Genomic DNA, 24,601 nt, shown 5'->3' on the forward strand with positions numbered 1-24,601 from the left:
CCCACTTAATACCTTACTGGAGTAAAAAACATGGCAGCTAAAGAAGTAATCTTCGGCGACGCAGCGCGCGCCAAAATGGTTGAAGGCGTCAACATTCTGGCCAACGCCGTTAAAGTAACCCTGGGCCCTAAAGGCCGTAACGTGGTACTGGAGCGCTCGTTCGGCGCCCCTACCGTCACCAAGGACGGCGTATCGGTTGCCAAAGAAGTCGAACTGAAAGACAAGCTGCAAAACATGGGCGCGCAAATGGTCAAGGAAGTCGCTTCCCGCACCAGCGACAACGCCGGCGACGGTACCACCACCGCAACCGTGCTGGCCCAGGCTATCGTGCGCGAAGGCATGAAGTTCGTTGCCGCCGGCATGAACCCGATGGACCTGAAACGCGGTATCGACAAGGCAGTTGCTGCCACCGTCGAAGAACTGAAAAAAATCGCCAAGCCAACCACCACCACCAAAGAAATCGCCCAAGTTGGCGCGATCTCGGCCAACTCGGATTCGTCGATCGGCGAGCGCATCGCTGAAGCGATGGAAAAAGTCGGCAAAGAAGGCGTGATCACCGTGGAAGACGGCAAATCGCTGAACGACGAGCTGGACATCGTTGAAGGTATGCAGTTCGACCGCGGCTACCTGTCGCCGTACTTCATCAACAACCAGGAAAAGCAGGTTGCTGCCCTGGAAAGCCCGTTCGTCCTGCTGTGCGACAAAAAAATCTCGAACATCCGTGACCTGCTGCCCGTACTGGAACAAGTTGCCAAAGCCGGCCGTCCACTGCTGATCATCGCAGAAGACATCGAAGGCGAAGCACTGGCCACCCTGGTGGTGAACAACATCCGCGGCATCCTGAAAACCGTTGCTGTGAAAGCTCCAGGCTTCGGCGACCGTCGTAAAGCCATGCTGGAAGACATCGCCATCCTGACCGGCGGCCAGGTTGTTGCTGAAGAAGTCGGCCTGACCCTGGAAAAAATCACCCTGGAAGAGCTGGGCCAAGCCAAGCGTATCGAAGTCGGCAAGGAAAACACCATCGTTATCGACGGTGCTGGCCAGGCCGCTGCGATCGAAGGCCGCGTCAAGCAAATCCGCGTACAGATCGAAGAAGCGACCTCGGACTACGACCGTGAAAAACTGCAAGAGCGCGTGGCCAAGCTGGCCGGCGGTGTTGCCGTGATCAAGGTTGGCGCTGCCACCGAAGTCGAAATGAAAGAGAAAAAAGCCCGCGTTGAAGATGCACTGCACGCTACCCGCGCTGCCGTGGAAGAAGGCATCGTGGCTGGCGGCGGCGTTGCCCTGCTGCGCGCCCGTGCTCAAGTTGCTGGCCTGAAAGGCGACAACCCAGACCAGGACGCAGGTATCAAGATCGTGCTGCGCGCGATGGAAGAGCCACTGCGCATGATCGTGCAAAACGCCGGTGAAGAAGCTTCGGTCGTTGTGGCAGCGGTTCTGGCCGGCACCGGCAACTACGGCTACAACGCCGCCAACGGTACCTACGGCGACATGGTCGAAATGGGTGTTCTGGATCCAGCAAAAGTCACCCGTTCGGCACTGCAAAACGCAGCCTCGATCGCTGGCCTGATGCTGACCACCGACTGCATGATCGCTGAATCGGCTGACGACAAGGCAGCTGGCGGCATGGGCGGTATGGGTGGCATGGGCGGTATGGGTGGTATGGACGGCATGATGTAATTGCCAATCGGCCAAAACATCGGCCGATAAAAAAAGCCCGCGCAAGCATCAAGCCTGCGCGGGCTTTTTGACGTCTGGCGATTAGTGTACGTCGGCGCGCAGTTGGCGCAGCAACGCATCGCCGCGCTCGGCGTCAAGTCCGGGCAGACGGGCCGTAAGAACGTCACCCACTTCGCCTAGCGCGCGCGCGTACGCGCCTAGCGTATTGGCGCCGAGCTGATCGAGCGGACATTGCTCCTGTTCGGCGATGCCGGCCAGGATGGCCAGCGTGAGCGCGCGGCTCTCGGGGGCAGGCTCGCAACCGGGCGCATCGTGGAAAAAACCGCCGCGCATTTCCTGGGGCCAGGCCAGCTGGTCGAAGGCGCGATAACAGTAGAACAGCGCTTCGTTGGCGGTATGAAAAGGAACTGGTTCGAGGTAGGCTAAGATATTCATGACAGGTCTCCGGCTTAAAGCTCAAAGGCATCAAAGAGATCCCGGGGCAGACTTCTGATGATATATTCCTCAGAAAACGGATGGGCTCTCAGCTTGACTGGCACAGACGCCAGCAAGGTGCTACGTTGTGGTGCGGTATGACGAACATCAGCGGTGCAAAATCTTGCAACTGGGACTGTTTGACAATGTCGAGGATTTCCCGATACTGCATATTGTCGATATTACCCGCTTTCAGATTAAGGGCTGCACCCTTTTGAATGCCGCGCCGGATTTCCGCTACCTTGATCGAATGCCGGTCACGACCGTCCACGTCGCGCCGCAGGTTCCAGTAAATCTCGCGAGGATTGGAGCTCGGCGGTACCAGGTTATATGAACTCAACTTGGAACGGGCATCGAAACCGGCGCAGACCCTGACGGCTGATCCCGGTCAATGGTGTTAGCGGGACGTCAAGCGTCGTGGAACTCGTCCTCGATTTCCTCGCGGCGCGGCGCGTCGGCGATGTGCATGATCAGGGTGTCGTGCAGCTCGTGCGCCGGGTGGCTGGCGCGGTGCTGGGCAAACCAGAATGCTTCGGAAAGGTCGTCGTCTTCGTGCGACGTTGTGATCACCAGGTCGGCTTCGTCCACGTCTTCGTAGTTGGTTGCTTCCAGGTGAGCGTCGTCGATCGACTCCTGCCACTGCGCGGCATCCCTGCCCCATACCATGGCGTACTTGCAGCCCGAGTCGACCAGCCAGCGGCTGATGTCCCAGCGTACCGTTTCCAGCACGTCCACATCGACCACCAGCACGGCCTTGAAGTTATCGAGCGCTTCGAGTACCGGCAGTTCGTCTGCCGGCGCCAGGTGCAGGTAGCGGGGAGGATTTTTTTTCATCATGCGTCTCGGAGGTTCAAACGACGCATTCTCCCCTGATTCCCGCCAACCTGCAATTATGCTCAGAAGGGATCGAGCGCGATGGTGAACTTACCGCTGCCGTCCAGTGCGCCAAACGTATAGCCCTGCCAGCTCGGGTACGCCTGTGGCTCCCAGTAGAACACGCCCAGGCCGTTGGCGCCCAGCGCCTTGGTCTTGGTCAGCAGGTCGGCCACCATGGCCTTGGACGTTGCAGCTTGCGTCCAGTCCATGCCCACTTCGGTCACCATCACCGGCTTGGCGTAACGTGCCACCATGTCCTTCATGTTGATCGAGATGCGGTTGTTGTAGTTGGTCCAGTCCGATGGCGGCGGATAGTGCGACATGCCGATCACGTCCCACTTGGCGCCAGCGCCTTTGACGCCATCGAAGAACCAGCGGAACACTGCGTTGTCGTAGCCGTTGGCCAGGTGCAGGATCACCTTGGCGTTCGGGAACACGGCCTTGGTGGCGTTGTAGCCGCTGTTGATCAGGCCGGCCAGGTTGGTGAAGCTGGTGGTCTTCCCTTCCGGCCACAACATGCCGCTGTTGATCTCGTTACCGACCTGCACCCACTCGACGTTGATGCCGTTCGATTTCAGGTAGTTGAGCGTGCCCTGGGTATGGCTGTACACGTCGTTGTTCAGCTGCGCCAGGGTATGGTTGGCCCACGCGGACGGCTTGGTTTGCTGGCCGGGGTCGGCCCAGCTGTCGCTGTAGTGGAAGTCGATCATGATGCGCTGGCCTTGCGCTGCGGCGCGCTTGGCCTTGTACAGCACGTCGGCGCCGTCGTTCCAGCCAGGCTTGACCCACACGCGCAGGCGGATGGCGTTGATGTTCAGATTTTTCAGCAGCACGAACGGGTCGGTCTTGACGCCGCTGCTGTTGTAGAACGCATAGCCGGCGGATTCCTGCTGGCTGACCCAGCCCACGTCGGCGCCGTTGGCGAAACTTTGTGCCGAGGCCGTCGAGGCGGCCAAGGTCAGCGCCATGCCGCAGAACGCGGCAAGCATTTTCTTGAAATTCATGTTATCTCCAGTGTCTTTTTTGTTTTGGATAAAACGGAACTGCCAACCACCCGTGCGCACCTCCCCCCTGCCGCCTTGCGCGGCACAACAATCGGGTCATGGAAGAACGCGCCGCCGCAGCGGCGACGCGTCAGATAGCGTTAGCCGAAGCGTGCCGCCGGAATGCCGGCAACATCCACGCGCACCGCGAACAGGCCACCCGTGAGCGGGAATTCTTTCAGTTGCTCGGGCGTGTTGTCTTCGCTGGCGGTGGTGATGAACAGCGTCTTGAAGTCCGGGCCGCCGAATGTGCACGACGCAGGATTGCGCACCGGCACGCGGATCGTCTCGAGCAGGTCGCCGTCCGGCGAATAGCGGCACACGCGGCCGCCGCCCCACTGCGCTACCCACACGCAGCCTTCGCTATCGACTGTCATGCCGTCGGGCGAACCTTCGCCTTCGGCGAACTGGCGCCACACGCGCGGCTCGCCCAGGGTGGCGTCGGCCGCCAGCGGGTAGGCATAGATGCGGCCTTCGAAGCTGTCGGTATGGAACATGGTAGCGCCGTCGCGGCTGAAGGTGGGGCCGTTGCAGATGTGGTAGCCGGCATCGGCCACCGTCAGCGACAAGTCCTTGTCGAGCAGGAACAGTGCACCGACCGCCTGCGCGTAGTCGGTGTTGTGCATGGAGCCGGCCCAGATGCGGCCAGCGCTGTCGACCTTGGCGTCGTTCAGGCGCAGGTCGCTGCCCGGGGCAAACGGATGGGCGATGTATTCGATACGCAATTCAGGTTCGAGCCACACGCGGGCGATGCCGTGGCGCAGGCCGGCCATGAAGCCATCGCCGTCGGCGCGGGCGATGAGCCAGCAGACGTAGTCCGGCATTTCCCAGGCGTGGCGCTTGCCGGTCTCGGTATCGAACGCGTGCAGCGTCTTACTTTTCAGGTCAACGAAATACAGCCGTTGTTCTTCAGCCACCCACAGCGGGCCTTCGCCCAGTTGCGCACCCAGGTCCCACAGGCATTGCACCTCATGCTTACTCATCGTTTTTGTCTCCGTAATTAGGGAATCTCGAAGAACCTACTGCGCGATCCGCTATCGCCGCTCCGTTGCTCAGCGTACCTCCGTACGCTTCCGCTACTCGCGACGATAACGAACCGCTCGCTACGGTTTTTCGAGGTTCCCTTTTTTTTTAAAAAATCAGGCAGCCAGTGCGCGCCAGGCATTGACGAACGCCGCCGCGCGCTCACCCAGTTCTTCGAGCGATACGCCCGGGGTAAACAGCGCGCCGCCGATGCCGAAACCGGTGGCGCCGGCTTTCTTCCAGCCTGCCATGGTCTCGGGCGTGACGCCGCCCACCGGCCACATAGGCGTGCCAGCCGGCACCACGCTGAGCATGGCTTTCAGGCCGCCGTGGCCGACCATCTCGGCCGGGAACAGTTTCAATGCATGGGCGCCGGCGTCCAGTGCGGCAAACGCTTCGGTCGGGGTGGCCACGCCGGGAGCGCAGTACATGCCCAGTTCGGCGGCGCGACGGATCGCGGCCGGGTTGCAGTTGGGCGAGACCAGCAGGCGGCCGCCCGCTTCGTACACGGCTTCCACGTGCGCCACGCTGAGCATGGTGCCGCCGCCGACCAGGGTATCCGGCAGGTTGAGCTTGACGATGGCGGCGATGCACTCGAGCGCGCCCGGACGATTCAGCGGCACTTCCAGCGCGCGGAAACCGGCGTTGTACAGCACCTTGGCGACATCGACCGCCTCGGCAGGTTGCAGACCGCGCAGGATGGCGACCAGTGGCGTGGTTGGATGGGAAATAGTCATGTTCAGCCCTTGATGAATTGGGAAATCGCAGTGCAATACACGCGATGTGGATCGAGCACCTGGCATTGCAGGCCAAAGTGCTGGGCGGCTACGGCGTAGCGCTTGGCCAGCGCTGGCGAGCCGATGACAGTGATGGTGCCGCCAGCCGGCAGGCTGCGGGCGGCAGCAGCGAATTCGGCACCGATCAGCAAGCCGCTGACAAACGCGGCGGCCTGCTCGACCGGGGCGCTGCGCGACACCACGCCGGCGCGCACGCGGAACAGGGTGTTCGAGAGCGGTTCGCCCACGCCAGCCTGGTCGAGGCCGGCGGCGAAGCCGGTGGCGTCGCTGGTATCGCCGCCCATCATGGACGACAGCGTGCCGCCCTTGGACAGCATGGCGAACAGTTCGCCGGTCATGTACGTGGACAGCGACTGGATCACGCCGTCCTTGAGCAGCACCCACTTGCTGTGCGTACCCGGCAGCACCAGCCAGCCGTCGCGCTGGCCCAGCACCACGGCGCCGAGCAACTGGGTTTCCTCGCCGCGCATGACGTCGGCCGACGGGCCGCGACGGTACGCGTAGCCGGGCACGATGTGGCAGTTGGCCGACCAGGGAGCTTCATTCACCTGCGCCAGGTGCGCCGGCAATTCGGTCAGCGGCACCGAGGCGTCGAGGTAGTTCACTTCCTGCCAGCCCGAGGCGCTGCCGACCATGCCGGACATGATGACCGGGACGGCGGCATCGATGCCCATGGCGGCGCGCAGGCTGTCGAGCGAGGCGCCGAAGCGCTCGCGCCCGCCCACGGCCAGCATGCCCTGGTCATCCTCGTACTCGGCCAGGCAGTTGGCTTGTTGATCGATCAGGTAGGCGCGCCGGTTGCTGGTACCCCAGTCAACGCCGAGTATGGTCTTGTCCACTATGAAATCCTTTTCTATGCTGCCAAGATGTTACGGAATCGACAGTCATGCCGCCAATGAAATATCAGATAGGAGTAATACCAAAATTGTATAGGCTTATGCGTTACCCTGTTGGCTTGCCCAGCCGCAAACGTTGCCCGATGGTTGCCTTTGGTTTAGTATGTCCGTCTATAAAATAGTTTTGTCTATTCATTATGGCTTCTCCGTCTCTCCCGCCCCGCCTGCTGTTCACCGCCGGTGCTGTCATCGCCGTCCTGATCGGCGTCGGCGTGTACGTTAGCAATTCGACACCGGAGCCTGCTCCCGCCGTCCCTGCGCAACCCGCACCGATCAAGCCCCTGCCCACGCCACCAGCAACGCCGCCGGCCGCCAAGCCAGCGCCACGTCCACCGGCAGCGGTCGAACCGGCCGCGCCGGCGGAACCGAAAGTCACGCGCACCAAGGACCAGGCCTCGGCTGCCCTGCTGGCGTTGCCGGAACTGCGCGCCTGGTCCACCATGCTGGAGAAAACCTCGAACGGGAAAGTGCACGGCGCGCTGATCGAATACGATCCGGCGCCGCGCAAGCTCAACGGCAAAACCTATTACCAGTTCAGCTTTGTGGAAAACAGCGCCGACGCGGCGCTGCGGTGGGAAAGTTTCCTGGTCTCAGCCAATGACGACGAGATACTGGTGGAAGACGCCACCAACGATGAAGTGATCAGCCTGGCGCGCTGGCGCCGTGAAAAGCATCCGGAAAAACGCACCAGCGTTGATGGCTGATGCGTTTGATTTTATAGGAGGGCGGGTCTCAAGTCCGCCGCCCGCCTGACCTTCCCCACCCACAATACCGACAGCACCGTCAATCCCGCCGCCAGCCAGCCATTGAGGCCGTAGCCGATGATGTGCCCGGCTGCGTCCGTGTGCAGCGTCATGCCGCCCAGCAGGGCGCCGGAGCCGCTGCCGATCGACTGGATTGCCGAATTGGCCGACAGAAAACCGCCGCGACGCGACGGTTCCGGCACCGTGGTCATCAAGGCCTGCAACGGGATCGTCCGGCCCGACACCGCCGTCATGAAGAACGGAAAGAACAGGATCACGGCAATCAATGGCATGGCCGGCATATGGGTGACGAACAACATCGGCACCGCCGACGCCAGCGCCATGTAGCGATAGACCTTGTGCGCCCCCACCCGGTCCGACCAGCGGCCGATGCGGCGCGCGGTAAACAGCGTGGCCACGCCGCCGGCCAGGTACACATACGTCACCTCCGCCGGCGCGATGCCTAGATTGCTGACCATGACCGGTGAAATAAACGGAATCACCAGCATGCCCGTGGCCATGTTCATGAACGACAGCAGGAAGGCCCGCAAGTGGTTGGGCACCCGGTACAGCGCAACCAGGTTCGGCAGCACCGCCTTGAGCGGCACCGGGTGGCCCAGGTGACCATCGATCGCCGGCAACGCGCGCGCGGCCAGCAGCCAGACCAGCACCGACAACACCACCAGCAGATAAAACGGCGAAGCCCAGCCGAAGTGCGCGGCCAGCATCACGCCGGTGGGCACGCCGGCCACGGCCGCCATGCTGAACGAGGTCATCACCACGCCGGTGGCGGCGCCGCGCCGGTCGGCCGGAATCAGGTCGCCGATGATGGCCATGATGATGGCGCCCAGCACGCCACCGGTCACGCCCGCGAATGCGCGCGAAGCGATCAGCACCTCGAACGTGGGCGCCAGCGCGCACGCCAGGTTAGACAAGGTAAACAGCGCAAACATCCACAGCAGCAGCTGCTTGCGGTCGAAGCGGTCGATATACATGACCGCCAGCAGGCCGGACAAGCCGGCGCACCAGGCATATGCCGACACCGCGCCCGAGACGGCGGCCGGCGTGATCGAAAACGCCGTCATCAGCTGCGGCGCGAGCGGCATCATGACCATGAAATCCATGATCACGGTGAACTGCGTGAGCGCCAGCAGCCACAGCACCAGGCGCTCGCGCGCCGGGGTCAGTGCAGAACCAGGCGCGGGGATCAATAAGCCAGCCGCGGTCATGCCAGCGCCGTGATGTCGGCCGTGGCCTGGCGCAGGATGGCGCGGATTTGCTCGAGCTTGGCGGGCGTCGGATGGTTTTCCTGGCCCTGGGCGATCACCGCGTGCTTGAGCTCGTGCATGATGGTGCGCAGGTCGTCGCGCGCCTCGGCCGGGTCGCTCATGCGCGCCACGATGGCATCGACGAACTGGCGGTTCTCGGCCAGGAACGCCTCGCCTTCCGGGGTGATGGTGTGCAGCTTCTTGTTGCCGTCGGGCGAGGCGGAGACATGACCCATATCGAGCAGCATCGACAACAGCGGGTAGATGGCGCCGGGGCTCGGGGTGTAGCCGCCGCCGGAACGCTGTTCGAGCTCCTTGATGATCTCGTAGCCGTGGCGCGGCTTTTCGGCGATCAGTTGCAGCACGATATAGCGCATGGCGCCGGCGTCGAACATTTTCGGGCCGCGCGCGCGGCCGCCGCCACCGCCATGACCGTGATGGCCGTGGGCAGCATGGTGGCGATGGGAGTGGTGGTGTGGATTGGTCAGCATGGCAATGTCCTTGTCAGGTGGAAAAACCTCGTTACGACATAACGAGTTAAGATATAACTTAGTAAGACATATCTTATCCTGTTTACGTCAGACTTCAAGCAGCAATTTGTAACAGGCGAAAAAAAGGCAGACCGCGCTGGTCTGCCTTTTCCAAGGGGGATGGACGACGGTCAGCCGTCCAGGTGCGAAATCAGCAGCCGGCGGCCATCGGCCTCGCCCTTGGCTTTATGTTCGACGACCAGCTTGCCCTGCTGGGCGTCGAGCGAGATTCCCACCGACAGGATGTCGATCAGCAGCAGCTGCAAGATGCGCGAGATCATCGACAGGAACGTGGTGCTGTCCTCGGAGTGATCGACCGCCAGGCACACGCTGGCCTTTTTCGCCAGCGGCGAGTTGCTGGCCGTGATCGCAATCACGTCCGCGCCGGCCGCACGCGCCACATCGACCGCCTCGAGCAGGTCGGGCAGCTTGCCCGAGTTGGAAATGGCGATCACCACGTCGCCCGGCTTGAGCAGCTCGGCCGCCAGGTTCAGCAAGTGCGAGTCGCCGTACGCCGACGTCGGAATGCGGAAGCGGAAGAACTTGTGCTGACCGTCCAGCGCCACCACGCGCGAATTGCCCATCGCGTAAAACTCCACGCGCTTGGCCTTGGCCACCAGCGCGATGGCCTTGTCGATCGAGCGCACGTCGAGCTGGTCGCGGAATTTCAGGATCGCGGAAACCGTATTATCGATCACCTTGGCGCTGAGGTCGTGCGTGCTGTCGCTCACCCGCACCTGGCTGTGACGCACGGGAATCGCGCCCGTCAGGCTGCTGGCGAACTTCAATTTAAAATCGGCCAGGCCGAGGAAACCGAGCGAGCGGCAGAAACGGATCACGGTCGGCTGGCTCACTTCGGCCAAGCGCGCGATGTCGGCGATCGGCTCGTTAAGCACCAGGCGCGGTTGTTCCAGCACCAGCTGCGCCACGCGCTGTTCGGCCGGCGTCAACTCGTGCTGCAAGTGGCGCACGCGCTCCATCAGCGTATTGGCGCCGCTGCGGCCACGCAGGTGTTCGGACAGGATGGTGGCCACGCCGTAAAACGCCGGGTTGGGCGTGGTGATCACGTAGGTCGGAATCTCGGACAGGTAGCTGGTAAACCGCCCTTTCGCCTCGAAGCGCGAGCGGAACGGCGACTGCGCGAACCACTCGCCCATGCGCGGCACGATGCCCCCGCCAATGAACATGCCGCCAAACGCGCCCAGGGTGACGGCCAGGTTGGCGGTAGCGCCGCCGAGCATGGCGCAGAAGCATTCGAGCACCTCCAGGCACAGCGGGTCCTTATCGGTGAGCGCGCCGGCCATGATCTCCTGCGAGGTCAGGTCGCGCACTTGCCGGCCGTTGCGCTTGGCGATCGCGCGGTAGATGATTTCCATGCCGGGGCCCGAAATCAAGCGCTCGGTCGAGACATGCGACCAGGTTTGCCAGGCGTACTGCAGGATCGAATATTCGCGCTCGTCGGCCGGCGCGAAGTTGGTGTGGCCGCCTTCGGAACCGAGCGTGACGAAACCATCGACGGTCGGAATCACGCCCGACACACCGAGGCCGGTGCCCGGCCCCAGCACGCCGATCACGGAGTTGAGCGCCGGCTTGCCGCCGCCCACCTGCATCAGGTCTGCGGGCTTCAAACCAGGCAGCGACATCGCCAGCGCCGTGAAGTCGTTGACCACCAATAAAGTGTGCAGGCCCAAGGCGCGGCGCACTTCGTCGGTGGAGAATTCCCAGTCGCGGTTGGTCATGCGGATGTAGTCGCCGCTGACCGGGTTGGCCACGGCCAGCGCCGCGTGGTTGAGCGTGATGTCGGCGTGGTCGGCCAGGTACGAGCGCAGCATGGCCACAATGTCGGCATAGTCATCGCACTTGAGCACGCGCACGGCGCGGAACTCGCCCGGCGCCGTCTGCAAGGCGAAGCGCGCATGCGTGGCGCCGATGTCGGCCAGCAGGCGCGGGCCGTCGGCAAAGGCCGTGCGGTTGAGTTTTTGATCCACTTCGGATTGTTTCATGTTGGTTCAGTCAAGGCAGTTGGCGGAAGCATACCCGAAATAGTGCGTAGCAAGAAGTCAACGCCGCATTCGACCGGCGCTTACGCCGCGTAGCCGAACCATGCACCGAACGCCGGCAGCGACACGACGCCGTTATCGATCGCCCCCGGCAAGCCGTAGCCTTCCAGCTGCTGCGCGCCAGCCGCCTGCGGCAGGCTGAAACTGACCGGCTCCGCGCCGAGGTTGAACACGGCAATCACACCGCGCTCGCCGTCGAGATCGCGGCGCAGCGCCAGCACCGGTTCCGGCGCATCGTAGAAGCTGATTGCGCCGCGCGTCAGTTGCGGCAGCGTGCGGCGCCAGGCGATAAAGGCGCGGGTAAAGGCCAGCGTCGATGCCGGATCGTTTTCCTGCACGGCCGCCGCGCGTTCGCGGTGCTGCGGCGAGACCGGCAGCCATGGCGCGCCGGTGGTGAAGCCGCCATGGTCGTCGCCGGTCCAGGCCATCGGCGTGCGGCAGCCATCGCGGCCCTTGAACTCAGGCCAGAACGTGATGCCGTACGGGTCTTGCAGCAGCTCGAACGGCACATCCGCTTCGGCAAACGCCAGTTCGTCGCCCTGGTACAGGCACGGCGTGCCCTTGAGCGACAGCTGCATCGCCAGCGCCAGCTTGGCAAACGCCGGCGGCGCGTCCGGGCCGCCCCAGCGCGAGGCCACGCGCGGCACGTCGTGGTTACCGACCGACCATGACGCCCAGCCGCCTTTCACCCGTTCCTCGAACTGCTCCACCTGCTGGCGAATGTAGTGCGACGACAGGTGATTGACCAGCAGATTGAAGCTGTAGGCCATGTGCAGCTTGTCGCCGCCGGCCGTGTATTCGGCCATGGTGGCCAGCGAATCGTCGGAGCCCACTTCGCCGATCGAAATCGCCTGGTATTCGTCGAGCAGCGCGCGCAGCTTTTGCAGGAACGGCAGGTTTTCCGGGCGGGTCTTGTCGTAGTCGTGCGCCTGCATGCCGTACGGGTTTACATCGGTGACGGTGATCGAATCGCGGTTGGTGGCCGGCGGATTGCTGCGCAGTTGCTGGTCGTGGAAGTGGTAGTTGCACGCGTCGAGGCGGATGCCGTCCACGCCGCGTTCGAGCCAGAAGCGCAGCGCGTCCAGGTGCGCCTGCTGCACTTGCGGGTTGTGGAAATTGAGCTGCGGCTGGCTGGCCAGGAAATTATGCATATAGTATTGACGCCGGCGCGTATCCCACTGCCACGACGAGCCGCCGAACACCGACAGCCAGTTGTTGGGCGGGTTGCCGTCGTCCTTCGGATTGCTCCACACGTACCAGTCGGCCTTGGGGTTGTCGCGGCTGGCGCGGCTTTCCCGGAACCACGGGTGGTCCTCCGCCGTGTGCGCCATCACCTGGTCGATCATGATTTTCAGGCCCAGGCTGTGGGCGCGGGCGATCAGCGCGTCGAAGTCGGCCAGCGTGCCGAACATCGGATCGACATCGCAGTAATCGGCGATGTCGTAGCCGAAGTCCTTCATCGGCGACGTGAAGAAAGGCGAAATCCACACGATGTCCACCCCCAGCGATGCGATATAGTCCAGCTTTGCCGTAATCCCCGGCAGGTCGCCGATACCATCGCCGTTGGTGTCGTAGTAGCTGCGTGGGTACACCTGGTAGATGATGGACTCGCGATACCAGTCTTTGGCATGCGGCGACACTTGAGTTAGTTGCTGAGTCATAAGAGAATCCGGGGTTGGCTAGGCAAGGAAAAAGAATTTGTACAGAATATACATGACGAACATGTTTTTTTCAATGCGATTGCCGGTGGGGAATTATCACATTTAATTCTTCAAAATCAAATACTTAGAGATTTCAACAGGAATTTCAAAGGTAGAAATCAGTAGTCAAACTACATAAAATCAGGAGAAAGACCAGTGAGCAGCAACGCCAGCACCGTCGATATCAAGGACGGCAACGGGCCCTTGCCTCGGCAGATCCCGTACATCATTGCCAACGAAGGCTGTGAACGCTTCAGTTTTTACGGCATGCGCAACATCCTCACGCCGTTCCTGCTCAGTACCCTGCTGCTGTTCATTCCGGCCGAACACCGCACCAACGAAGCCAAGCACGTGTTCCACACCTTCGTCATCGGCGTGTACTTCTTCCCGCTGCTGGGCGGCTGGCTGGCCGACCGCTACTTCGGCAAATACAACACGGTCTTCTGGTTTTCCCTGATCTACGTGGCCGGCCATGCGTGCCTGGCGATTTTCGAGCACAACATCAAAGGCTTCTACTTCGGGCTGGGGCTGATCGCGTTCGGCTCGGGCGGCATCAAGCCGCTGGTGGTGGCGTTCGTGGGCGACCAGTTCGACCAGACCAACAAGAACCGCGCGCGCCTGGTGTTCGACGCGTTCTACTGGATCATCAACTTCGGTTCGTTCTTCGCATCGCTGCTGATGCCGCTGCTGCTGCGCGACTACGGTCCGTCGGTGGCCTTCGGCATTCCCGGCATCCTGATGGCGATTGCCACGCTGGTGTTCTGGATGGGCCGCAAAAAATACGTGCACGTGCCGCCGGCCGCGCCGAATCCCGATTCGTTCAGCAGCGTGGCGCGCACCGCGCTGCTGGCGCGCGTGGCCGGCCAGTCGCGGCCAGGCCTGATGGTGGCCGGCGTGGGCGCCCTCGCCGCCCTGGTTTCGCTGTGCATGATTCCGCAGTGGGGCTTTGTGATCGCCTTCTGTACCGCGCTGGTAATGCTCTTGGCGTTCGGCTGCTTCGGCGTGTCGATGCAGCTGGACCGCGCCCGTGGCATCCATACGGCCGAAGCGGTGGAAGGCGTGCGTTCGGTGCTGCGCATCCTGATCGTGTTCGCACTGATCACGCCATTCTGGTCGCTGTTCGACCAGAAGGCTTCCACCTGGATCGTCCAGGCCAACGCCATGAACAGCCCGCAGCTGTCGCTGTTCGGCTGGGACTTCACGCTGCTGCCGGCGCAAATGCAGGCGATCAATCCGATCCTGGTGATGCTGCTGATCCCGTTGAACAACGTGGTGCTGTACCCGCTGATGCGCGCGATCGGCATCACGCCCACGCCGCTGCGCCGCATGGGCGCCGGCATTGCGCTCTCGGGCCTGTCGTGGATCGCCGTGGGCGCCATCCAGCTCAATATGGACGCGGGCGACAAGGTCTCGATCTTCTGGCAACTGCTGCCGTACGCGCTGCTCACGCTGGGCGAGGTGCTGGTGTCGGCCACCGGCCTGGAGTTCGCCTACAGCCAGGCGCCCGCACCGATGAAAGGCATCATCCTCAGCTTCTGGTACCTGGGCACCACCATCGGCAACCTGTGGGTACTGATCGTCAACGCCGGCGTGAAGAACGATACGGTCAGTGGCCACATCGCCAGCACGGGACTGTCGGAAAGCGCCTTCCAGATGTTCTTCTTTGCCGGCTTTGCGCTGGTGTGTGCGGGATTGTTCGCACTCTATGCCACCCGCTACAAGATGGTCGATAACTACCGCAAAGCATAACCGTCCGTACCAAAACTACAGCTTTTAGATTACCATAGGCCGGCAATTCTCCTTGAATTGCCGGCTTTTTTGTAACAGCACTACTAAATCTATAGTTTGGAGACGAGATTGGCCAAGATTCTTACCGGCGTCGCACTGGCGCTGAGCTGCGCGGCAGCAACCGCCGCCCCCACCATCGCCGACTGCGACGGCCCGTTTGCCACAGTACTGCAGGCCGGCGCCGCGCCGGCCGCCGAGGCGCGCGCCTACTGGCTGGACCGCCAGCTGATCCAGTGGCCGGCCGCCGACACCACCGGCACCTTCAAACTGTATTACTCGGCCACCGCGCAGCTGCGCGCCACCGCCGGCCAACGCGTGACCGGCGCGGACGGCGCCGTGCTGCTCTCGCCATCGATCACGCCGGCTCCGGCCGCGCTGGCGCAGCGCTTCAAATTCATCGGCAAGGGGCCGCTGCTGGCCGTGGCGCCAGGTGATGCCGCCCGCATCCCGGCCCTGCTCACCGGCCAGTTGCTGCTGGTGCGCGAAGCGCCCGATGGCACGGTGCTCGATGCCACCACCGCGCAACTGCCCGGCGCCCTGGACGACCTGTACGCCAGCGCCGCCCAAGCGCCCGACCTCGGTGTGACCGTGCGCGCCAAGGCGGCCGGCTTCAAGCTGTGGGCGCCCACCGCACAGAGCGTGGCCGTGTGCACCTACGCCAGCGGTTCTTCAACAGCGACAGCGCTGACCACCATGCGCCGCGACGATGCCACTGGCATCTGGTCCGCCGAGCTGCCCGGCCAACACGCGGGCAAGTACTACCAGTACCTGGTGGACGTAGTGGCGCCCACCGCAGGCCTGGTGCGCAACCTGGTCACCGATCCGTACTCGGTCAGCCTGGCCACGGATTCAAAGCGCAGCTACATCGCCGACCTGGGCGCGGCCAGCCTCAAACCGGCAGGCTGGGACCGCACGCCGATACCGAAACGGGTGAGCGCACAGCCGGACATGGCGATTTACGAGCTGCACGTGCGCGACTTTTCGATCAACGACGCCACCGTGAGCGCAGCCAACCGCGGCAAGTACACGGCCTTCACGGAAACCGGCTCGAACGGCATGCGCCACCTGCAAGCGCTCAGCAAAGCCGGCATGACCGACATCCACCTGCTGCCCGTGTACGACATCGCCACCGTGCCGGAACAGGGTTGCAAATCCACGCTGGAGGAGATCGCCGCCCTGCCCGGCTTGACACCCGACGGGCTGGCACAACAGGCGGCCATCACCGCCGTCAAGTTCACCGACTGCTACAACTGGGGCTACGATCCGTACCACTACAGCGCTCCCGAGGGCAGCTACGCCACCGATGCAGCCGATGGCGCCAAGCGCATCGTCGAATTCCGCCGCATGGTGCAGGCGCTGCACAAGATCGGCCTGCGGGTAGGCATGGACGTGGTGTACAACCACACCTTCATCGCCGGACAGGATCAGCGATCGGTGCTCGACCGCGTGGTGCCCGGCTACTACCACCGGCTCGATGCGAAAGGCGCGATCGAGCGCTCCACCTGCTGCGACAACACCGCCACCGAACACGCCATGATGGCCAAGCTGATGATCGATTCGGCCGAGCTGTGGGCGGTGCAGTACAAGATCGACTCGTTCCGCTTCGACTTGATGGGCCACCAGCCGCGCGCAGCGATGGAACAACTGCAGGCGCGCGTGAACCAGGCCACCGGCCGCCACATCAACCTGATCGGCGAAGGCTGGAACTTCGGCGAAGTGGCCGACGGCGCGCGCTTCGTGCAGGCGTCGCAGCTGTCGTTGAACGGTACCGGCATCGGCACCTTCAGCGACCGCGCGCGCGACGCCATGCGCGGCGGCGGTGCAGCCGACGGCAGCGCGCAAATCGCCAGCCAGCAGGGCTGGATCAATGGCCTGGTATATGACGCCAATGCCAGCGCGGCGCCACGCACCAAACAAGACCTGATGGACGCAGCCGACATGGTCAAGGTGGGCCTGGCCGGTTCGCTGCGTGGCTTTACCATGCAAACCCGCCAGGGCGAGCGCAAGCGCCTCGAAGACATCGTCTATGGCGGCAACCAGCCAGCCGGCTACGCCAGCGAACCGGGCGAGACCGTCAACTACGTGGAAAACCACGACAACCAGACCCTGTTTGACATCAATGTCTTCAAGCTGCCGCTGGGTACCACCACGGCCGAGCGGGCGCAGGTGCAAATACTGGGCGCGGCCATCAATGCGTTCAGCCAGGGCGTGCCCTACTTCCACGCCGGCTTCGACATCCTGCGATCGAAATCGCTGGACCGCAACAGCTTCGAGTCCGGCGACTGGTTCAACCGCCTGGACTGGACCTACCGCGACAATTACTTCGGCACCGGCCTGCCGCGCGAGGAGGACAACGGCAAGGATTACGCGCTGATGCGCCCCCTGCTGGCGCGCGCGGCGGACATCAAGCCCACGCCGCAGGACATCGCCTGGACCCGCGACGCCTTCCGCGACCTGCTGGCCATCCGCGCCAGCAGCACCCTGTTCCGCCTGCGCACGGCCAAGGATGTCGAACACCGCCTGCGCTTTTACAACACCGGCGCGCAGCAGGTGCCGACCGTGATCGTGGGCCACCTCGACGGCGCCGGCTACCCGGGCGCCCATTTCAAGGCCATCACCTACGTGATCAACGCGGACAAGGTGGCGCAGCAGGTCGCCGTCAACGCAGAACAGGGCCGCCGCTACCGGCTGCACCCGGTGCACCTGCGCGCTGGGGCAGCCGACCGTCGTATCGCCGGCGGCGCGGCATATGCCACGGCCACCGGTACGTTCTCGGTACCAGCGCGTAGCGCCGTGGTATTCGTGGAAGAGTGAACTGGTGCGCCTTGGTGCACGATTGGCCCACGCACCGCGGCAAAACTTAAATCATGGTACTATTAATTTCACGAGCGCAATAATATTACGATTTATGCAATCGATTGTATCCACGCCGCCCTGCATTCAATAGCTCGTTGTCACGCAGTGGGCAAGCCACCGCCCGCTGGCACCACCAAAACGAAAACGACCATGACTATTTCTTGCCAGACCACGGAACGACAGCGCCTCGATGCGCTCCACAAGCTCCATATTCTCGACACCCCGCCCAGCGAAGCGTTCGACCGCATCACGCGCCTGGCCGCGCGCCTGTTCAATCTGCCCATTGCCGCCGTCTCGCTCACCGACAGCGACCGCCAGTGGTTCAAGTCGCGCGTGGGCATCGATCACTGCTCGATCCCGCGCGTGAAAGCGCCGTGCGGTAACGTGGCCGACAATGCCGAGCTGCTGATCGTTCCCGACCTGCAGGACGATGCGTACTTCCGCGACAGCCCGCTGGCTGCCAGCGGCATCCGCTACTACGCCGGCGCGCCGCTGGTGACCGCCGACGGCCACTGCCTGGGCGCCATGTGCGTGCTGGGCACCGAGCCGCGCGACACCACGCCGGAAGAACTGACCATGCTGTGCGACCTGGCGGCGATGGTGATGTCGCAAATCGAGATGATGCACGCGCTCGGCCGCGTCGATCCGATCAGTGGCCTGCCCAACCGTAACCAGTTCATCGAAGATTTCCAGGATCTGCAACGAGACAGCGCCGAGGGCGCCGAGCGCGTGGCGGTGCTGATCAACCTGGCCACACCGGCGCAACTGGCGCACGCTGTGCGCGCCATGAACCCGCGCTACCTGGACGAACTGGTGACCGACGCTGCCGCCTGGATCCGCGCCGAACTGGGGGCCGGCCGCAAGGTTTATCACGTGTCCACCACCCAGTTCGCCATGCTCAACACGCCGCAGGTGAGCATCGACCAGTACACGCCGCTGCTCGAGGCCAAGCTCGATCGCGCGATTGCCACCGTCAAGAGCCGCTTCGTGGCCACGCCCACCATCGGCGTAGTGCCTTTTGATATCAGCAACACCGACGCCCTGAGCGTGTTGCGCCGGGCCCAGAGCGCGGTACAGGACGCCATTGAATCGGGACGCAGCGTGGCCATGTACTCGGCCGGCGAAGACCAGGTGTACCGCCGCCGCTTCAACCTGCTCAACGACTTTAGCACGGCGCTCGAAAGCGCCGACCAGTTGCGCCTGGTGTTCCAGCCAAGGATCGACATCGCCAGCGGCCTGTGCGTGGGTGCGGAAGCGCTGCTGCGCTGGGACCACCCCACCCTGGGCGCCATCGGCCCCGGCGAATTCATGCCCATCGTCGAGCGCTCGCGCCTGGCGCAGGCGGCCACCACCTGGGTACTCAACACGGCGCTCGACCAGCAACTGGCCTGGCGCCATGCCGGCCTGGCGCTGCAGCTGTCGCTCAACGTCTCCGCACCCAACCTGCTGGAAGCCGACTTTGCCGACCGCGTGGTCGAGGGCCTGCACCGGCGCGGCCTGCCGCACCATTGCCTGGAACTGGAAATCACCGAGAGCGCCATCATGGAGCATCCGACCAAGGCGCACGCCACGCTCGATGCGCTAGCCCATGCCGGCATCCACCTGGCGATCGACGATTTCGGCACCGGCTACAGCAGCCTGGCCTATTTGCAGCGCATGCCGGCCGACGTGGTCAAGATCGACCAGTCGTTCGTGCGCGGCATCGAACACGACCAGCGCCAGCAAGGGCTGGTACGCGCCATGATTTCGCTGTCGCAGGAACTGGGCCACCGGGTGGTGGCCGAAGGCGTGGAAAATGGCGCGGCGCTGGCCTTCCTGCGCTCGGCCGGCTGCGACGAGGCGCAAGGCTATTTATTTGCCAAGCCGCTGGAAATGGCCGATTTCGCCCGCTGGCACCAGGCCCAAGCCGTGCAGGACGAGGCGCCCGCGCCCGATATCGACAGCGCACTGGAAGCCGTCGAACGCGCGTTCACCATGCGTGCGCCGCGCGTGCTGTGCACCACGCCATCGCCGCGCATTTTGCTGGCGGCAGCGCGACGCCGGCCTTTGATACGTTAATCGGCCTGGCCGATCAACACGATCGGATTACGGGTGCCGAAATTGACGCTGCCCGCGCGTACCACGGCGGTCTTGCCCGAGTAGTAGTCGCGCACCTTCTGGCCGTTGGCAAACACGCCGTGCACCTTGATGGCGCTGGCCTTGTCGATCGGCAGGTCGAGCGCGACGACCACCTGGTCGCGCAGGCCATCCTTGTCGTACGTGCGTTTGAAGATGTAGGGCTGTGCCTGCAGTTGCTGGTGTACGCCAGCGCCCACCGCCACGTGGGCGCGGCGGAACTGGCCCAGTTTGCTCCAGTGCGTGTACACGTCGCCGACCTTGTAGCCGTCGCGCTGCGTATTTTGCGCCAGCTCGTCCCAGTTCATGAACGAGCGCAGCTTGGCGTCGCCGGTGGCGTCGGCGATATCGAGCTTGCGCGCGGTTTCGTCGCCGTAATAGATCTGCGCGGCGCCGGGCGCCAGCAGCAGCTTGGTCGCGCTCTCGAACGGACGCTTGCGTGCGGCGTCGAATGGCGGCTCGTAGTCGTGCGAATCGATGTAGTTCAATACCGAGTAGCCTTGCAGCGCGCCGCCATGCAGGATGTTCGAGTAGCTCGAGAACAGCGCCTCGTAATCCTTGTTCGCGTCGCGCACCAGGCCGAAGTTGATCAGGCTGTCGAAGCCCTGCTGGTAGTAGTTGGCGATGGTGCCGCCACCAAGGTCATGGGTCTGGCCGTGGGCGATATCGTAGTTATAGACCTCGGCGGTCATGTAGAACTTGTCGCCGAGTTTCTTGTCCGGGTTGGCCTGCTTCCAGTCCTCGTAGGCCGCATCGGCCACGGTGCGCAGTTCTTTCCACACCTTGGGTTCCACGTGCTTGACGGTGTCGGCGCGGAAGCCGTCCACGCCGAACTTGCGGATCCAGTCCGCGTGCCATTTCATCAGGTAGTAGCGCGGTGCGCGCGGGTAGCCGGTCTTGGCGAAGAACTCGTCGAGCTCCCTCATTTGCTGCGTGTAGCGCCCTTCGCGGCGCCATTTTTCCACCAGTTGCGGCGGCAGTTCCACTTCGGCGTCGCTGTCGGTGCGGATGTCCGGCAGGTTTTTCACCAGGGTGCAGTCGATGGTGGTTTTCGCGTCTTTATAGGTACAGGTGGGGTCGGTGCGCACCCAGTCCTGCGGCCATACCGGGTCGATCGGGGTGACCGGGCCGGTGTGGTTCATCACCACGTCGAGGATCACGCGGATGCCGCGCGCATGGGCCGCTTCGACGAAATTGCGGAAATCGTTCTCGGTGCCGAGGTTGGCGTCCACCGCCGTAAAATCGCGGGCCCAGTAGCCGTGGAAGCCGTACGACTTGCCGGTGCCCTCGTCGGTACCCGCGTGGATCTGTTCGACCGGCGGCGTGAGCCAGATGGCGTTCACACCCAGTGCGTCGAAGTAGCCGTCGTTGATCTTGTTGATCAGGCCTGCGAGGTCGCCGCCCATGAAGCCGCGCAGCGGCGCCGCGTCCTTCTGGCGACCATATGCCAGGTCGTTGCCGGTAAAGGCATTATTAAAACGGTCGGTCAGCACAAAATACACGGTGGCGTTTTCCCACAGGAAGGGCTGCGCCGCCTTGGGCGCCACGATGGGCGGCGGGCCTTTCTTCTTGACGCCGGTGGCCTGGGCTGCGGCGTTGCCGCCGGTTGCAGCCAAGGTAATGGCCGTCGTCAGTGCCAGGGAAAGCTTGGTCCACCGTGTGTATGTCATGCTGTCTTCCTTATGGTTTTACGTGGTAACGGTCGGACGCGCGCGTCCGGTCCAGCCCTCGATGCCGGCCACCTGTTCGGCAAGCAGGATCAGGGCCGAGAGGGCCTGCTGGGTAGGCAGGTGGTGCAGTTCGGGATCGGCTTCGTAGCGCTCCAGGTACACGCGCAGGGTGGCGCCTTCGGTGCCGGTGCCCGACAGGCGGAACACGATGCGTGAGCCGTTGGTCATCACGATGCGGATGCCCTGTTTTTTCGAGACCGAGCCGTCGATCGGATCGGTGTATTCGAAATCGTCGGCGAAATCGACCACGTAGGCGCCCAGGTCCGCGCCCTGCAGGGTGGCAAGCTTGATGCGCAGCGAATCCATCAGCTCATTGGCGCCCTTGGTTTCCACCGCCTCGTAGTCGTGGCGCGAGTAATAGTTGCGGCCGAAGCGCGCCCAGTGTTCGCTCACCAGTTCTTCCACCGACTTGCCGGTCGCGGCCAGCAGGTTGAGCCAGAACAGCACGGCCCACAGGCCATCCTTTTCGCGGATGTGATCGGAACCGGTGCCGTAGCTCTCTTCGCCGCACAGGGTGGCCTGGCCGGCGTCGAGCAGGTTGCCGAAGAATTTCCAGCCGGTCGGGGTTTCAAAACTCGGGATGCCCAGCGCTGCTGCCACGCGGTCCGACGCCTGCGACGTCGGCATCGAGCGGGCGATGCCTTTCAGGCCGGCGCGGTAGCCCGGCGCCACGGTGGCGTTGGCAGCCAGCACAGCCAGGCTGTCCGATGGCGTAACGTCGAACTTGCGGCCGACGATCATGTTGCGGTCGCCGTCGCCGTCGGAAGCAGCGCCGAAATCGGGCGCGTCGTCGGCCGCCATGATCTCGATCAGCTGGGCGGCGTTGACCGGGTTCGGGTCCGGGTGCAGGCCGCCGAAGTCTTCCAGTGGCTCGCCGTTGATGACGGTGCCGGCTGGTGCGCCCAGCATGCCTTCGATGATGGCCTTGGCGTACGGGCCGGAGACGGCGGACATGCCGTCAAAGCACATGCGGAAACCGCCGCCGAACAGCTTGCGGATGGCGTCGAAGTCGAACAGTTGCTGCATCAGTTCCGCGTAGTCGGCCACCGAGTCGATCACGACGATCTCGGTCTGCTCGATGTGCGAGGTGCCCAGCACGTTCAGGTCCACGGCGGGCGCATCGCTGATGCGGTACTCGGTAATCGCTTCGGTGCGCGCGTAGATCGCCTCGGTGATGCTCTCGGGAGCCGGGCCGCCGTTGGCAATGTTGTACTTGATGCCGAAGTCGCCGTCCGGGCCACCGGGATTGTGGCTGGCCGAGAGCACGATGCCGCCGGCGGCGCCGTGCTTGCGGATCACGCAGCTCACGGCCGGGGTGGACAGCACGCCGCCCTGCCCGACCAGCACTTTGGCGTAGCCGTGGGCCGCCGCCATGCGCAGGATGACCTGGATCGCTTCGCGGTTGTGGTAGCGGCCATCGCCGCCGACCACCAGCGTTTTGCCGGCGACGTCGCCCAGCGTGACGAACACGCTTTGCACGAAGTTTTCGAGGTAGCCCGCCTGCTGGAAGACGGTGACTTTCTTGCGCAGGCCGGACGTGCCGGGACGCTGGCCGGAAATCGGTTGGGTAGTGATGGTTTGAATGCTCATAGTCGCTCCGCGTGAATGAAGGGGCGACGCGTTGCCACGCCGCCGTCGTTGCCATTATCTCACGGGCAATATTACATTATTAACGTTCGGGGGCTGCGTTATCTTGCACGGCCAGCGTCAAAATCGCCGCCACCAGCATGCACACGCCGCCCAGCATCAGGGTCTTGACCGCCTCGCCCATGAACAGGTACTTGGTCACAAAGCCGAGCAGCAAGCCGCTGACGATCTGCGGAATCACGATGAAGAAATTGAACACGCCCATGTAGTAACCCATGCGCTTGGGCGGCAGCGCGCCGGCCAGGATCGCGTACGGCATGGTCAGAATGCTGGCCCAGGCGATGCCCACGCCCACCATCGGCAGGTAAGACAGCTGCACATCGTGGACCGCGAACAGGCTGATCAGGCTGACGCCGCCGATGGCCAGGCACAGCGTGTGGGTGAACTTGCGGCTGGTATGGCGCGCCAGCACCGGCAGCACGAACGCGGCCAGCGCAGCCACGCCGCTGTACACGGCAAACATCACGCCAACGTGGCTGCCCGCCGCCTGGAACGCGGCCGACTGCGCGTCGGTGGTGCCAAAGACATTTTTACCGATGGCGACGTTGGTATAAATCCACATCGCAAACAGGCCGATCCAGGTAAAGAACTGCACGGCCGCCAGTTGCACCATGGTCTTGGGCATGCCGGCAAAACCGGCCAGGATTTCCTTCAGGGCGTGCAGCAGGCCCTTGTTGCGGCGCTGCTCGGCGCGGAACGCTTCCATGTCGTCGGGCGGCAGTTCCTGCGCGGTGAGCACGGTCCACAGCACGGCGCTCATGTAGATGGCGCCGCCGGCGTAGAACGAGTAGCGCACGGTATCGGGAATGGCGCCAGCCACCGACTCGTTGGACACGCCCAGATAGTCGGCAAAAATGGTGGGCAGCAGCGAAGCGATCACCGCGCCCCAGCCGATAAAGAAGGTCTGCATGGCAAAGCCGGCGGTCTGCTGCGACGGTCCCAGCTTGTCGCCCACGAAGGCGCGGAACGGCTCCATCGACACGTTGATCGCGCCATCGAGCATCCACAGCACGGCCACGGCCATCCACAGCGCCGACGAGTGCGGCATCAGGAACAGCGCGATCGACGCGAACAGCGCGCCGAGGAAGAAGAACGGGCGACGGCGGCCCCAGGTCGGGTGCCAGGTGTTATCGCTCAGGTAGCCGATAACCGGCTGCACCAGCAAGCCCGTGACCGGCGCGGCCAGCCAGTACAGCGACAGGTTGTCGGGGTCGGCGCCGAGGGTGGAGAAGATCCGGCTGGTGTTGGCGTTTTGCAGCGCGAAGCCGAATTGAATGCCGAAAAAGCCGAAGCTCATATTCCACAACTGCCAGAACGACAATATGGGCTTCTTGAGGTGTGAGTGCATGCTGCGCGTCCCGAGTATTTTGAATTT

Annotated in this window: 19 protein-coding genes; 5 read left to right on the plus strand and 14 right to left on the minus strand. The window is 63.5% G+C overall.

Features of this window, described 5'->3' with window-relative positions; all coding sequences use genetic code 11:
• Nucleotides 1–30 precede the first annotated feature (30 nt).
• Complete coding sequence (gene groL / locus ASF04_RS10790; RefSeq protein WP_019922981.1) at nucleotides 31–1,680, plus strand: chaperonin GroEL; 1,650 nt, start codon at nucleotides 31–33, stop codon at nucleotides 1,678–1,680.
• An 81-nt stretch (nucleotides 1,681–1,761) separates the two neighbouring features.
• Here groL and ASF04_RS10795 read toward each other — a convergent pair whose 3' ends face one another.
• From ASF04_RS10795 to ASF04_RS10825, 7 genes are all read right to left on the minus strand, one after another.
• Nucleotides 1,762–2,115 carry a hypothetical protein gene (locus ASF04_RS10795; protein ID WP_056141032.1) on the minus strand — a complete coding sequence of 118 codons (354 nt, stop codon included), beginning with the start codon at nucleotides 2,113–2,115 and terminating at the stop codon, nucleotides 1,762–1,764.
• A gap of 88 nt (nucleotides 2,116–2,203) precedes the next feature.
• A complete protein-coding gene (locus ASF04_RS27445) occupies nucleotides 2,204–2,425 on the minus strand; it encodes a hypothetical protein (protein ID WP_156368597.1) in 222 nt (73 codons plus the stop codon).
• Nucleotides 2,426–2,562: 137 nt separating this feature from the next.
• Nucleotides 2,563–2,988, minus strand: a complete 426-nt coding sequence (locus ASF04_RS10805; RefSeq protein WP_056141951.1) for a hypothetical protein — start codon at nucleotides 2,986–2,988, stop codon at nucleotides 2,563–2,565.
• Nucleotides 2,989–3,050: 62 nt separating this feature from the next.
• Nucleotides 3,051–4,034, minus strand: a complete 984-nt coding sequence (locus tag ASF04_RS10810; protein WP_056141038.1) for a glycosyl hydrolase 53 family protein — start codon at nucleotides 4,032–4,034, stop codon at nucleotides 3,051–3,053.
• A gap of 140 nt (nucleotides 4,035–4,174) precedes the next feature.
• A complete protein-coding gene (locus tag ASF04_RS10815; RefSeq protein WP_056141039.1) occupies nucleotides 4,175–5,056 on the minus strand; it encodes an SMP-30/gluconolactonase/LRE family protein in 882 nt (293 codons plus the stop codon).
• Nucleotides 5,057–5,212: 156 nt separating this feature from the next.
• Nucleotides 5,213–5,833 carry a 2-dehydro-3-deoxy-6-phosphogalactonate aldolase gene (locus ASF04_RS10820; RefSeq protein WP_056141042.1) on the minus strand — a complete coding sequence of 207 codons (621 nt, stop codon included), beginning with the start codon at nucleotides 5,831–5,833 and terminating at the stop codon, nucleotides 5,213–5,215.
• A 2-nt stretch (nucleotides 5,834–5,835) separates the two neighbouring features.
• A complete protein-coding gene (locus tag ASF04_RS10825) occupies nucleotides 5,836–6,732 on the minus strand; it encodes a 2-dehydro-3-deoxygalactonokinase (protein WP_056141044.1) in 897 nt (298 codons plus the stop codon).
• Between the two features lie 194 nt (nucleotides 6,733–6,926).
• On the opposite strand from ASF04_RS10825, the gene ASF04_RS28590 reads away from it, so the two are divergent.
• Nucleotides 6,927–7,493 (plus strand): hypothetical protein, encoded by a 567-nt coding sequence (locus ASF04_RS28590; protein ID WP_304438335.1) that lies wholly within the window; start codon nucleotides 6,927–6,929, stop codon nucleotides 7,491–7,493.
• 11 nt (nucleotides 7,494–7,504) lie between these two features.
• On the opposite strand, the gene ASF04_RS10835 is transcribed toward ASF04_RS28590, so the two are convergent.
• The 4 genes from ASF04_RS10835 to ASF04_RS10850 all read right to left on the minus strand — a co-directional run bounded on the left by ASF04_RS10835 (nucleotide 7,505) and on the right by ASF04_RS10850 (nucleotide 13,051).
• Nucleotides 7,505–8,761: an MFS transporter gene (locus tag ASF04_RS10835; protein ID WP_056141046.1), complete on the minus strand. Its 1,257-nt coding sequence runs from the start codon at nucleotides 8,759–8,761 to the stop codon at nucleotides 7,505–7,507.
• The gene (locus ASF04_RS10840) at nucleotides 8,758–9,291 is read right to left on the minus strand and encodes a PadR family transcriptional regulator (protein WP_019922993.1); all 534 of its coding nucleotides are present in this window, start codon (nucleotides 9,289–9,291) and stop codon (nucleotides 8,758–8,760) included. The genes ASF04_RS10835 and ASF04_RS10840 overlap by 4 nt, the downstream gene beginning before the upstream one ends.
• Nucleotides 9,292–9,461: 170 nt before the next feature.
• Nucleotides 9,462–11,333 carry a glucokinase gene (locus ASF04_RS10845; RefSeq protein ID WP_056141048.1) on the minus strand — a complete coding sequence of 624 codons (1,872 nt, stop codon included), beginning with the start codon at nucleotides 11,331–11,333 and terminating at the stop codon, nucleotides 9,462–9,464.
• An 80-nt stretch (nucleotides 11,334–11,413) separates the two neighbouring features.
• Nucleotides 11,414–13,051 (minus strand): alpha-glucosidase, encoded by a 1,638-nt coding sequence (locus ASF04_RS10850; protein ID WP_056141050.1) that lies wholly within the window; start codon nucleotides 13,049–13,051, stop codon nucleotides 11,414–11,416.
• A 195-nt stretch (nucleotides 13,052–13,246) separates the two neighbouring features.
• Between ASF04_RS10850 and ASF04_RS10855 the strand changes: the two genes are divergently transcribed.
• From ASF04_RS10855 to ASF04_RS10865, 3 genes are all read left to right on the plus strand, one after another.
• The gene (locus ASF04_RS10855) at nucleotides 13,247–14,839 is read left to right on the plus strand and encodes an oligopeptide:H+ symporter (RefSeq protein WP_082488683.1); all 1,593 of its coding nucleotides are present in this window, start codon (nucleotides 13,247–13,249) and stop codon (nucleotides 14,837–14,839) included.
• Nucleotides 14,840–14,947: 108 nt separating this feature from the next.
• Complete coding sequence (pulA, locus tag ASF04_RS10860) at nucleotides 14,948–17,692, plus strand: pullulanase-type alpha-1,6-glucosidase (RefSeq protein ID WP_056141053.1); 2,745 nt, start codon at nucleotides 14,948–14,950, stop codon at nucleotides 17,690–17,692.
• A gap of 192 nt (nucleotides 17,693–17,884) precedes the next feature.
• Entirely contained in the window at nucleotides 17,885–19,792 is a 1,908-nt protein-coding gene (locus ASF04_RS10865) for a sensor domain-containing phosphodiesterase (protein WP_056141958.1), read from the plus strand.
• On the opposite strand, the gene ASF04_RS10870 is transcribed toward ASF04_RS10865, so the two are convergent.
• The 3 genes from ASF04_RS10870 to ASF04_RS10880 form a co-directional block, all read right to left on the minus strand.
• Nucleotides 19,789–21,519 (minus strand): alpha-amylase family glycosyl hydrolase, encoded by a 1,731-nt coding sequence (locus ASF04_RS10870; protein WP_056141055.1) that lies wholly within the window; start codon nucleotides 21,517–21,519, stop codon nucleotides 19,789–19,791. The genes ASF04_RS10865 and ASF04_RS10870 overlap by 4 nt on opposite strands.
• An 18-nt stretch (nucleotides 21,520–21,537) precedes the next feature.
• The gene (locus ASF04_RS10875) at nucleotides 21,538–23,169 is read right to left on the minus strand and encodes an alpha-D-glucose phosphate-specific phosphoglucomutase (protein WP_056141058.1); all 1,632 of its coding nucleotides are present in this window, start codon (nucleotides 23,167–23,169) and stop codon (nucleotides 21,538–21,540) included.
• A 79-nt stretch (nucleotides 23,170–23,248) separates the two neighbouring features.
• Nucleotides 23,249–24,574, minus strand: coding sequence for an MFS transporter (locus tag ASF04_RS10880; RefSeq protein ID WP_056141961.1), 1,326 nt, complete (start codon nucleotides 24,572–24,574; stop codon nucleotides 23,249–23,251).
• Nucleotides 24,575–24,601 lie beyond the last annotated feature (27 nt).

The organism is Duganella sp. Leaf61 (genome assembly GCF_001421905.1).
Lineage (GTDB): Bacteria > Pseudomonadota > Gammaproteobacteria > Burkholderiales > Burkholderiaceae_D > Rugamonas > Rugamonas zoogloeoides.